The organism is Peribacillus sp. P4_C12 (assembly GCF_056402095.1).
Map to the genome: position 1 here is coordinate 1 of NZ_JBFUIB010000093.1, position 11,983 is coordinate 11,983.

At 39.6% G+C, this 11,983-nt stretch carries 10 protein-coding genes; all 10 read left to right on the forward strand.

Features of this window, described 5'->3' with window-relative positions; genetic code table 11:
- Nucleotides 1–59 precede the first annotated feature (59 nt).
- Nucleotides 60–572, forward strand: coding sequence for an acetolactate synthase small subunit (ilvN, locus tag AC1DUW_RS13745; protein ID WP_053347190.1), 513 nt, complete (start codon nucleotides 60–62; stop codon nucleotides 570–572).
- 55 nt (nucleotides 573–627) lie between these two features.
- On the forward strand, nucleotides 628–1,656 hold the full coding sequence (gene ilvC, locus AC1DUW_RS13750) for a ketol-acid reductoisomerase (protein WP_053347189.1): 1,029 nt from the start codon (nucleotides 628–630) through the stop codon (nucleotides 1,654–1,656).
- Nucleotides 1,643–3,178 carry a 2-isopropylmalate synthase gene (locus AC1DUW_RS13755; RefSeq protein WP_477642751.1) on the forward strand — a complete coding sequence of 512 codons (1,536 nt, stop codon included), beginning with the start codon at nucleotides 1,643–1,645 and terminating at the stop codon, nucleotides 3,176–3,178. Before ilvC ends, AC1DUW_RS13755 begins: the two co-directional genes overlap by 14 nt.
- Nucleotides 3,179–3,193: 15 nt before the next feature.
- The gene (gene leuB / locus AC1DUW_RS13760; RefSeq protein WP_053347187.1) at nucleotides 3,194–4,306 is read left to right on the forward strand and encodes a 3-isopropylmalate dehydrogenase; all 1,113 of its coding nucleotides are present in this window, start codon (nucleotides 3,194–3,196) and stop codon (nucleotides 4,304–4,306) included.
- Nucleotides 4,307–4,376: 70 nt separating this feature from the next.
- A complete protein-coding gene (gene leuC, locus AC1DUW_RS13765) occupies nucleotides 4,377–5,786 on the forward strand; it encodes a 3-isopropylmalate dehydratase large subunit (RefSeq protein WP_477642752.1) in 1,410 nt (469 codons plus the stop codon).
- Nucleotides 5,787–5,814: 28 nt separating this feature from the next.
- Complete coding sequence (leuD, locus tag AC1DUW_RS13770) at nucleotides 5,815–6,414, forward strand: 3-isopropylmalate dehydratase small subunit (RefSeq protein ID WP_053347185.1); 600 nt, start codon at nucleotides 5,815–5,817, stop codon at nucleotides 6,412–6,414.
- Nucleotides 6,415–6,579: 165 nt separating this feature from the next.
- Nucleotides 6,580–7,614: a tetratricopeptide repeat protein gene (locus tag AC1DUW_RS13775; protein ID WP_477642753.1), complete on the forward strand. Its 1,035-nt coding sequence runs from the start codon at nucleotides 6,580–6,582 to the stop codon at nucleotides 7,612–7,614.
- 185 nt (nucleotides 7,615–7,799) lie between these two features.
- Nucleotides 7,800–9,092 carry a trigger factor gene (gene tig / locus AC1DUW_RS13780; protein ID WP_053347183.1) on the forward strand — a complete coding sequence of 431 codons (1,293 nt, stop codon included), beginning with the start codon at nucleotides 7,800–7,802 and terminating at the stop codon, nucleotides 9,090–9,092.
- A gap of 431 nt (nucleotides 9,093–9,523) precedes the next feature.
- A complete protein-coding gene (clpX, locus tag AC1DUW_RS13785; protein ID WP_053347182.1) occupies nucleotides 9,524–10,792 on the forward strand; it encodes an ATP-dependent protease ATP-binding subunit ClpX in 1,269 nt (422 codons plus the stop codon).
- A 195-nt stretch (nucleotides 10,793–10,987) separates the two neighbouring features.
- On the forward strand, nucleotides 10,988–11,983 hold a 996-nt coding region (locus tag AC1DUW_RS13790), incomplete at its 3' end, for an ATP-binding protein (RefSeq protein WP_477642754.1).

An 11,983-nucleotide genomic window follows, 5' to 3' on the forward strand; every position in this document is an offset into this window, starting at 1 on the left:
ATGTCTTTCCGATGGTAGCGCAAGGAAAAGGGCTTGATGAAATGGAAGGAGTTTAATCAATGAAGGGAATTCTTAGCCTCACCGTGAACAACAGGCCAGGCGTCCTTAATAGGATTACGAACCTGTTCACAAAAAGAAACTATAACATTGAAAGCATGACTGTCGGACCATCCGAACAGGAAGGTATATCAAGGATGACCTTCGTGGTCGATGTTGATGACGAAAACGTCATTGAACAAATCACAAAGCAATTAAACAAGCAGATTGATGTTTTAAAAGTATATGATATTACGAATCAATCGATTGTGGCCAGGGAGCTGGCACTCATTAAAATATTAGTGAGTACCCAGACCCGTGCTGAAATTTATTCAGTCATTGAACCTTTCCGAGCATCTGTAATAGATGTGAGTAAAGATAGTCTGACGGTTCAAATCACTGGGGAGTCAGACAAAATTGAAGCTTTTATTGAACTAATCAAACCTTATGGCATCAAGGAATTGGCAAGGACAGGGACAGCTGCATTCCCACGTGGAATGCAATTAGCACATGCAAAAAGTGCAACAATCGTTTAAAGACTAAAAACAAAAACAAAAAACTAATGGATAAGAAAAGGGAGATGTAATTATTATGGCAAAAGTATATTATAACGCAGAAGCAAACGAGAATTTCTTCAACAATAAAAAGGTAGCAGTTATCGGATACGGTTCACAAGGACACGCACACGCACAAAACCTACGTGACAGCGGCGTTGAAGTAATCATCGGAATCAGAAAAGGTAAATCCTTCGATAAAGCTGTAGAAGACGGATTCAATGTATACACAGTTAAAGAAGCAGCTGAACAAGCGGATGTTATCATGAATCTATTACCGGATGAAACTCAACCAAAAGTATACCAAGAAGAAATTAAACCAGTATTGCGTGCAGGCCAAGCGTTAATGTTCGCACACGGATTCAACGTTCATTTCAATCAAATCGTTCCGCCAGCAGACGTAGATGTGTTATTGGTAGCTCCAAAAGGTCCTGGACATCTTGTTCGCCGCACATATGAACAAGGAGCAGGTGTACCAGCATTGTTTGCCATCTATCAAGACGTTACAGGGGAAGCAAGAGAATTAGCACTTGCTTACGCTAGAGGAATCGGTTCATTAAGAGCTGGTGGCTTGGAAACAACATTCCAAGAAGAAACAGAAACAGATCTATTCGGAGAGCAAGCAGTACTTTGCGGCGGCTTAACTGCCCTTGTAAAAGCCGGTTTCGAAACCTTGACAGAAGCTGGATACCAACCGGAAGTTGCCTACTTTGAGTGTTTACATGAACTTAAATTAATCATCGACCTTATGTATGAAGGCGGAATGGAAAACATGCGCTATTCCATTTCTGATACAGCACAATGGGGAGATTTCGTTTCTGGACCACGCGTTGTAACAGAAACTACTAAAGAAGCAATGAAAGCTATTTTGAAAGACATCCAAGACGGTGAGTTCGCTAAAGGATGGATTTTGGAAAACCAAGCAAATCGTCCAGTCTTCAATGCTATCAATAATCGTGAAAACCAACATCAAATCGAAGTAGTTGGTCGTGAGTTAAGAAAAATGATGCCATTTGTAAAACCTCAACAAAAAGAGAAAGAAGTGGTAGCCGTTGCGAAAAATTAATATATTTGAAACTACACTTCGAGATGGGGAGCAATCCGCTGGTGTAAATTTAAACTTTACAGAAAAGCTTGAAATTGCTTATCAGTTAGAAAGATTGGGTGTAGATATTATCGAAGCCGGTTTTCCGGCAGCATCCAAAGGAGATTTCAACTCGGTTCAGGAAATCGCGCGCAAAATCAGAAACAGCTCTGTTACAGGGCTGGCGCGCGCTGTAAAAGGTGATATTGATGCAGCTTGGGAATCATTAAGAGTCGGGGCAGAACCAAGATTGCATACATTCATCGCAACTTCTCCCATTCACCGTGAATATAAGCTGAAAATGTCAAAAGAACAGGTGATTGAACAATCGATTGCGATGGTTAAGTATGGGGCAGAACGTTTTCCTATCGTACAATGGTCTGCAGAAGATGCGAGCMGTACAGAACTTGACTATTTAGCTGAAATCGTCGAAGCGGTCATTCAAGCGGGTGCAAAGGTTATTAATATTCCGGATACAGTAGGCTATGCTGCTCCAATCGAATACGGCAACATTTTCCGTTACCTGCGTGAAAACGTTCCTTCTATTGATAAGGTGAGTTTATCTGCACACTGCCATGACGACCTTGGAATGGCAACAGCTAACTCCTTGGCTGCCATCGAAGGCGGAGCAACACAAGTTGAAGGTACAATCAACGGCATTGGAGAGCGTGCTGGTAACGTGGCACTCGAAGAAGTAGCAATGGCTCTCTACATTCGTAAAGATTTCTATCAAGCAGAAACGGGCCTTGTCTTAAATGAAATTAAAAGATCCAGTGATTTGGTCAGCCGTCTAACGGGGATGCAGGTTCCAGCTAATAAAGCCATAATTGGTGCCAATGCTTACGCGCATGAATCGGGTATTCACCAAGATGGTATGTTAAAAGAAAAAACAACGTATGAAATCATTTCACCGGAACTTGTCGGCGTGGCATCTAATTCTCTCGTTTTAGGTAAACACTCCGGACGACATGCTTTCAAAGAAAGATTGCAAGAGTTGAATTTTTCGGTAACTGATGAAGAAATGAACTCTTTATTCGTTCAGTTCAAGGAATTGGCTGATAACAAAAAGAMAATGACGGATGAAGATATCGTGGCACTAGTGCTTGAAGAAAAAGCGACAGATATCAGTTTTTACGACCTGGTTTCTTTCCAGATTTCTCACGGTACACATCAGGTTGCGACAGCGACTGTTACGCTGAAAAAAGGCGATAACGAAGAAATTCAGGAAGCGGCAACTGGTGCAGGAAGTGTTGAAGCGCTTTATAACACGCTTGAAAGATGTTTGGGTAGCGAGATTAACTTGAAAGACTATCGGATTCAATCTGTAGGTGGCGGAATGGATGCCCTTGCACAGGTTTTTGTGAAAATCGATTTTAACGGTGTGGAAACGAGCGGACGCGGTCTCGATCAAGACGTTTTGGAAGCATCTGCTAAAGCATATTTGAACGCGGTGAACCGTGTAATCATCATGAAGGAATTAGAAGAAAAAGCAGTATTACAATAGAAAGGGGAGATTTCGATGAAAAGGAATATTGCGGTGCTTCAAGGAGATGGCATCGGGAAAGAAGTAACAAGAGGCGCTGTAGAAATTCTCGAAGCCGTTGCCCAAAGATATGGTCACGATTTTGAATTTCAATATGGTGAAATTGGTGGCGGGGCAATCGACAACACTGGATCGCCCCTGCCAGATGAAACAGTAGAGATTTGTAAAAACAGCGATGCGGTATTATTAGGTGCCGTTGGGGGACCGAAGTGGGATAATCAACCTGCACACCTAAGACCGGAACGAGGATTATTAAAAATCCGAAAAGATTTGAATCTCTATGCTAACATTCGACCAATCAGCTATTATTCCAGCTTATCGGAATCTTCACCTCTTAAAAAGGAATTCATTGAAGATGTGGATTTTGTTATTGTCCGAGAACTAACGGGCGGCCTTTATTTCGGAAAGCCGAGTGAACGGGTAGAAAGAGAAGGAAAAGAAGCCGTTGTCGATACTCTTTTCTATCAAAAAATCGAAATGCAGCGCATCATTGAACTTGCGTTTAAATTAGCATCTGATCGAAAGAAAAAAGTAACATCTGTTGATAAAGCCAATGTGCTTGAATCCAGCCGGATGTGGCGTGAAACGGCTGAAGAAATTGCAAAGGATTATCCGGATGTAGAGCTTGAACATATGCTTGTGGATAATGCAGCCATGCAACTCATTAAAAATCCAAAACAATTTGATATTGTCGTAACAGAGAATATGTTTGGCGATATTTTAAGCGATGAAGCGTCCGTATTAACTGGATCGCTTGGAATGCTTCCTTCCGCCTCAATATCTACTCAAGGGCCGAATTTATATGAACCAATTCATGGCTCTGCACCTGATATTGCAGGCAAAAATTTAGCTAATCCTATCGGAACTATTTTATCGGCGGCATCGATGCTGCGCTTATCCTTTGGCTTGGAAAATGAGGCAAATGCTGTTGAGCAAGCTGTGGAAACGGTACTCGATTATGGGTTAAGAACAGGTGATATTGCAAATGGGCAATCAAACATTACTTCTACTTCAGAAATGATTGCCGAAATAAAAGCGAATCTTTTAGACCAGGAAGCTATTTCCAACATCATGGGAGCTTATGCATAAACTTCTTTCACGGCCTAACATTAGGCCGTGTTTTTTAAAAAAAATATAAAATTAATCGAGGTGGATACAGATGGGCAAGTCGATAATAGAAAAAATATGGGATCGGCATATTGTAAATGAAGAGGAAAATAAACCGGATTTATTGTATATAGACCTTCAATATATTCATGAAGTAACCTCTCCTCAAGCGTTTGAAGGATTGAGATTAAAAGGGCGTAAAGTTAGAAGACCGGATCGTACATTCGCCACAATGGATCATAATGTGCCAACTGTTAATCGCTATTTCATCGAGGATGATATTGCAAGAAAACAGTTAGAAGCACTTGACCAAAACTGTAAGGAGTTTGGCATCCGCCTTGCTGATTTAGACAGTCCGGAACAAGGAATCGTTCACGTTATTGGTCCTGAATTAGGTCTTACACAGCCGGGGATGACGATTGTTTGTGGTGACAGTCATACCTCTACACATGGCGCATTCGGATCGATTGCGTTTGGCATAGGAACAAGTGAGGTCGAACACGTTTTGGCTACACAAACTCTATGGCAAACAAAACCAAAAACATTAAAGCTTGAGGTTAATGGAAAGCTTGGTCAAGGTGTGATGGCGAAAGATGTCATTTTATATGTGATTTCTAAATTCGGTGTCGATTTTGGTACTGGACATATCATTGAATACTGTGGCGAAGTATTCAGAGATATGTCAATGGAAGAAAGAATGACGGTATGTAATATGTCGATTGAAGGCGGAGCTAGAGCGGGGCTTGTGGCTCCTGATGAAACAACATTCTCTTATATAAAAGGTCGTAAATATGTACCAAAAGGAGTGGAATTCGAACAATATGTTCAGGAGTGGAAATCGCTTTCCAGTGATGAAGATGCGGTCTATGACCAGGAAATAATTCTTGATGGTAGCCTAATTTCGCCGATGGTCAGCTGGGGAACAAACCCAGGAATGGCGAGTGGAGTTGACGGTAATGTGCCGACCTTTGCTGAAGATATCATCGATTCAAAAGAACTGAATCGTGCTCTGGAGTATATGGGTCTTGAAGAAGGTATGCCAATAACGAATATTCCTGTTCAGCATGTATTCATTGGATCTTGTACAAATTCCCGAATTGAGGACTTGCGACAAGCAGCAGAAATGATAGATGGTCAGACTGTYCAAAAAGGTGTTCGAGCGATGGTCGTACCAGGTTCACAAAGTGTTAAAAGACAAGCGGAAGATGAAGGTTTGGATGAAATTTTTAAATCCGCAGGCTTTGAGTGGCGTGAATCAGGATGCAGCATGTGCTTAAGTATGAATCCGGATGCCGTTCCATCTGGTGAGCACTGTGCATCCACTAGTAATCGGAACTTTGAAGGACGTCAAGGTGCTGGAGCAAGGACTCACTTAGTTAGCCCGGCAATGGCTGCAGCAGCGGCTATTTATGGGAAATTTGTCGATATTAGAAACTTGAAAAAAACTGAACAAGTTCATTAAGAATACGAATTAGCTGGAGGTGCAGAGAATGGAACCCATTACTATATATAAAGGAAGAGCCGCGGCACTTGACCGTAAAAACGTGGATACAGATCAAATCATTCCAAAGCAATTTTTAAAACGAATCGAGCGAAGCGGATTTGGTGAATTTTTATTCTATAACTGGCGTTTTGATGAGGATGGAAAGGAACGGCCCGATTTTGAATTAAATCAGCCTCATAATCAAAACACGTCCATTTTAATTGCAGGTGAAAATTTCGGTTGTGGTTCTTCACGTGAGCATGCTCCATGGTCGTTGAAAGATTACGGATTTGATATTGTCATCGCACCGTCTTTTGCTGATATTTTTAAAAGTAACTGCATGAAAAATGGGATGGTTCCTATTGCTTTAACGCAGGATGAAGTGAAGTATTTAATGGAGCGAGTGTCAGCGCCTGACTATGAGTTGACGATTGATCTGCCTAATCAAACATTAATAGATGGTCAAGGATTTGAAGTAAGCTTTGAGATTCATCCATATTGGAAGGAAATGCTAGTCAAAGGCTGGGATGAAATTTCTATTACACTTCAATATGATGAAGAGATTTCTGCTTATGAACAACAAAAAAAGGTTGTTTCTAGTACTTAATTGAAGAACAAATCTCCCGTTCTTTCTTTCTTATTTGAAAGGGGCCGGGATTTTTTTTGTAAAGAAAAAAGGTGGAAAGTGTTCATTCACCCTTATAATTTTTGTATTTCATACTATTACATGCTAAACTGTTTTTCAAAAAGCGACGGTGAGGCGGAAAATAGGATGGATAATAAGAACAACCAAAAGAAAGCTGAAGAGACCAAGATTATCTCCTTTCCAAATCTCGGTGAAAGGTTGATAGTAAAAGGGTTAGATGAGCTTGGGAACAGAAACTTTAGAGATGCTGCACTGCTCTTTAGCCAAGCTCGGGAGTTTGAGCCTGAAAATGATGAAGTCTGTATGGGACTAGTGGTCTCCCTTGTCGAACTTGAGTATTATGAGGAGTCAAAAGAGTTGTGCCAAGAGATGTTGAACAAAGGCATCGGTGATTATTTTCAACTTATCAATATCTATTTAATGGTGCTTTTACAATTAAGCGAGCATCAGGAAATGGTTACGACTATTGAAATGCTATTTGAAGAAAATCAAATACCATTTGATAAAGAGGAACATTTTGAAAAGATGCTTCAGTTCAGTAAAAGGGCTCTTGAAGATAAAAAAGAGGAAGCGGACAGGCAAAAACAACAGCTTGCAGAGGAATTAAAAGAGGATGAGCTGTTTGAAGGGAAAACGGATAATGAAATATTCTTAGTTATTTCAAAACTGACGAATATAAATATTCGACCATTTATCCCTCAAATCGAACAATTTCTACAACAAGAACAAGGCCATCCGTTTTTTAAAACGATGCTCCTTAACATCCTTATCGACCAGGAATATAACGAAGAAGTGACACTTAAGAAATTCTCTAAAGCAAAGTCCGTAATTCCAAAAGAATTAGCAGGCTTGAAGGAGACGGAATTTTATAAGAAGGTTACCAGTCTTACAGAAGCGGAAATCAGTCAGAAAAACCCAAGTTTATTTGAAATGGTGCATAGTTTAATCGAGCGGCATTCCTTTCTATTATATCCGTTTGAACCGGAACCAGAAAGCCTGCCAGTTTGGGCGGCTGCCTATCATGCATTAGCAGAAGAATACATGGCAGGAGAAAATATCAGCAGGAAGATAGCGGACATTTATTTGGCTGATGATGAAGCAGTTGAGGATATTCTATCCTATATTAAAGAAATCGAGGAAATTTCTTATCCCATTATTTAACCTATAGCTGTTGTAACAGATTAATCCTGTGGTATAATGTAGTGGTTGTAATGTATAATCGTCTAATTTTGACGATTTCCCAATAATTTTTTTGGGTATTTTTGAAGGATGACTTGTTAACACTTGCAAAGCATATTCATCCAATGCTTATTATTGAAGTATATAGATTTTTTGGAGGGAAACACATGTCTGTAAAATGGGAAAAACAAGAAGGTAATCAAGGCGTATTAACAATTGAAGTTGACGCTGCAAAAGTAAACGAAGGTTTAGACGCAGCTTTCAAAAAAGTAGTAAAACAAGTAAACGTACCTGGCTTCCGTAAAGGTAAAATGCCACGTCAAATGTTCGAAAAAAAATTCGGCGTAGAATCTCTTTATCAAGATGCGCTTGATATTATTCTTCCAGATGCTTATGCAAATGCTGTCGAAGAAGCTGGAATTCAGCCTGTAGATCGTCCAGAAATCGACATCGAGAAAATGGAAAAAGGCGAAAACTTAATTTTCACTGCAACTGTAACAGTTAAGCCTGAAGTTAAATTAGGAGATTACAAAGGTGTTGAAGTTGAAAAATTCAATACTGAAGTAACTGACGAAGATGTTGAAAATGAATTAAAAACTTTGCAAGAGCGTCAAGCTGAGCTTGTTGTTAAAGAAGAAGGACAAGCTGCAGAAGGCGATACAGTTGTTCTTGACTTCGAAGGATTCGTTGATGGTGAAGCATTTGAAGGTGGAGCTTCTGAAAACCATTCATTAGAAATCGGTTCTAACTCTTTCATTCCTGGTTTTGAAGAACAACTAGTTGGTCTTGAAACTGGCGCTGAAAAAGATATCGAAGTAACATTCCCAGAAGAATACCATGCTGCTGAGCTTGCAGGTAAACCAGCTGTATTCAAAGTGAAAATTCACGAAATCAAAACAAAACAACTTCCTGAGTTGGATGATGAGTTCGCGAAAGATGTTGACGACGAAGTTGAAACATTAGCTGAACTTAAAGAGAAAACAAAACATAAATTAGAGCATGACAAAAAACACGAAGAAGAAAACTTCGTACAAAATACTGTAATTGGTAAAGCTGTTGAAGGTGCAGAAATGGACGTTCCTGAAGCAATGATTTCAAACGAAGTAGACCGCATGATGAATGAGTTTTCTCAACGCATTCAATCACAAGGACTAAACTTGGATCTTTACTACCAATTCTCAGGTCAAGACGAAGAAGCTTTAAAAGCACAAATGAAAGAAGAAGCTGAAGGACAAGTTCGTACAAGCCTAACTCTTGAAGCAATTGCTGAAGTTGAAAAACTTGAAGCAACTGACGAAGATGTAGAAGCTGAACTTGGTCAAATGGCTGAAATGTACAAAATGGAAGTAGAAGCAATCAAACAAGCTCTTGGAAACTTAGATGGAATTAAAGGCGATCTTAAAATTAAGAAAGCAATTGACTTCTTGGTTGAAAACAGCAAAACAGTTGAAGCAAAATAATTTTAATAAGTAAGTAGATTTTAATATTTTCTTCAAAAAAACAAGGCGCGAGTAATCGTGCCTTGTTTTATACATATTGAGAATTTGTGGAAATTTGAAATTTTCAGTTATTTCCTGATTGATTTTTTTTGGATTTCGGTGTAGATTAGTTCTAATACCGCATATACATATTTATACAACAAATCCTTATTTTAAAAATCAAAAGTTTTGGGCATACTGGTAAAGGGCAAATACATATTGATTGGATTATTGTACTTATTGAACAACTCGCAAGCGTGAGCATTATTGTTACTAAACTTCCAAGAAACATGATAAAATGCAAAACATACTAGGAGTTTTGGAATGCTTTAGTGGATGTGTGTCTTTTTTTATTAGGAATTAGATACCGCTACTGTAATAGAGTTGGAAGAGTATTTAAAGGGGTGAATGTCATGTTTAAATTTAATGATGAAAAAGGACAGTTAAAATGTTCTTTTTGCGGTAAAACACAAGAACAAGTCCGTAAACTGGTTGCTGGTCCAGGTGTATATATTTGTGACGAGTGTATCGAGCTTTGTACGGAAATCGTTGAAGAAGAGCTGGGTACTGATGAAGAAGTTGAATTCAGGGATGTACCTAAGCCAATGGAAATTCGTGAAATTCTTGACGAATATGTGATTGGACAAGAACAGGCGAAGAAATCTTTAGCTGTTGCTGTTTACAATCATTACAAACGTATCAATTCCAATAGCAAAGTCGACGATGTAGAGCTTTCTAAAAGTAACATCGCTTTAATCGGACCGACGGGAAGTGGGAAAACGCTTCTTGCGCAAACATTAGCACGTCTTCTGAATGTTCCTTTTGCTATTGCTGATGCAACTTCATTAACGGAAGCTGGATATGTAGGGGAAGATGTGGAAAACATCCTTCTTAAATTGATCCAAGCTGCTGATTATGATGTGGAAAAAGCGGAAAAAGGGATCATTTATATCGATGAAATTGATAAAGTTGCCCGTAAATCTGAAAACCCTTCTATTACACGAGATGTGTCTGGTGAAGGTGTGCAACAAGCGTTGCTAAAAATTCTTGAAGGAACGGTTGCTAGCGTACCGCCACAAGGGGGACGTAAACATCCTCATCAAGAGTTCATTCAAATCGACACTACCAATATTTTATTCATCTGCGGCGGTGCCTTTGATGGCATCGAACCAATCATCAAACGCCGTCTTGGACAAAAAGTTATCGGTTTTGGCTCTGATGTGAAAAAGGATGATGTTGCAGAAAAAGAATTGCTTTCTAAAGTTCTTCCAGAAGACTTACTTCGTTTCGGATTGATTCCGGAATTCATCGGCCGTCTTCCAGTAATTGCTACTCTTGAGCAATTAGACGAAGCTGCATTGATTGAAATCCTGACAAAACCGAAAAATGCTCTTGTAAAACAATACCAAAAATTACTTGAGCTGGACGATGTTGAATTGGAATTCGAACCGGAAGCGCTAAGTGAAATTGCTAAAAAGGCAATAGAACGTAAAACAGGTGCACGTGGTCTGCGTTCTATTATTGAAGGCATCATTCTTGAAGTGATGTTTGATCTTCCTTCCCGTGACGATGTTGCAAAATGCGTAATCACAGGTAGCACGATTTCGAAAAATGAATCTCCAAAGCTAGTCCTTAAAGACGGTACAACCATCAAAGGACAAGAAAAGAAAACATCTGCTTAACTTAATAAAAACGTAAAGACTGTCAGTTCATGCTGGCAGTCTTTTTTTTTGCTTTTTAGGATGTCATGATGGAAATTTGCTGATGTTTACGATTAAAACTCCAAAATTTACAACCTGAATTTCTTGGATTATTTCGACCTGCCCTAGGAGATACTAACAGAAATGACAAACTAGGCGAGTGCAGGAGGGAATACGATGAATTGGACAGGAATAGCGTTGTTTATCCAGCTGTTTTTTGGGATTGTAATTGGATTGTATTTTTTGAATTTATTGAAAGGTCAGCGGACGCAAAAGGTTTCTATTGACCGTGATTCACGAAAAGAAATGGATCAATTACGAAAGATGAGGTCGATTTCGTTAACAGAGCCATTGGCCGAAAAGGTTAGGCCATGTACGTTTAACGAAATTGTCGGTCAGGAAGATGGCATTAAATCCTTAAAGGCGGCCTTGTGTGGGCCGAATCCTCAGCATGTGATTATTTACGGTCCCCCAGGGGTAGGGAAAACAGCAGCTGCTAGGCTTGTATTAGAAGAGGCGAAAAAAAATGGGAAATCTCCTTTTAAAAATTCGGCTGTGTTTGTTGAATTGGATGCGACTACAGCTAGATTCGATGAGCGGGGAATTGCCGACCCATTAATTGGGTCTGTGCATGATCCAATTTATCAGGGAGCTGGAGCAATGGGCCAGGCTGGTATTCCACAGCCAAAGCAGGGTGCTGTTAGCAATGCTCATGGAGGCGTATTGTTTATAGATGAAATAGGAGAGCTTCATCCAATACAGATGAATAAGCTGTTAAAGGTGTTGGAAGATCGTAAGGTGTTTCTCGAAAGTGCCTATTATCAAGAAGAAAATCAAAATATTCCTACTCACATTCATGATATTTTTAAAAATGGACTCCCGGCTGACTTTCGCTTGATTGGGGCCACAACCAGGACGCCAAATGAAATTGCACCTGCGATTCGCTCGAGATGTATTGAAGTGTTTTTCCGTGAACTTGACCGGGAAGAAATCATTACAGTTGCTAAAAATGCCTCCGATAAAGTAGGAATCACAATTAGTGAAAAAGGATTACAATCGATTTCGGATTATGCCCGAAATGGTAGAGAAGCTGTTAATATGATTCAGACTCTCGCGGGTATTTCGATTAATGAAAACCGATCATTTATTAGGGAAGAAGATATTGATTGGATG

Bases quoted from the DNA above. Each gene is read 5' to 3' on its own strand.
- clpX (WP_053347182.1), top strand. From the start codon at position 9,524: ATGTTTAAATTTAATGATGAAAAAGGACAGTTAAAATGTTCTTTTTGC.
- tig (WP_053347183.1), top strand. From the start codon at position 7,800: ATGTCTGTAAAATGGGAAAAACAAGAAGGTAATCAAGGCGTATTAACA.
- ilvC (WP_053347189.1), top strand. From the start codon at position 628: ATGGCAAAAGTATATTATAACGCAGAAGCAAACGAGAATTTCTTCAAC.
- ilvN (WP_053347190.1), top strand. From the start codon at position 60: ATGAAGGGAATTCTTAGCCTCACCGTGAACAACAGGCCAGGCGTCCTT.
- AC1DUW_RS13775 (WP_477642753.1), top strand. From the start codon at position 6,580: ATGGATAATAAGAACAACCAAAAGAAAGCTGAAGAGACCAAGATTATC.
- leuB (WP_053347187.1), top strand. From the start codon at position 3,194: ATGAAAAGGAATATTGCGGTGCTTCAAGGAGATGGCATCGGGAAAGAA.
- leuD (WP_053347185.1), top strand. From the start codon at position 5,815: ATGGAACCCATTACTATATATAAAGGAAGAGCCGCGGCACTTGACCGT.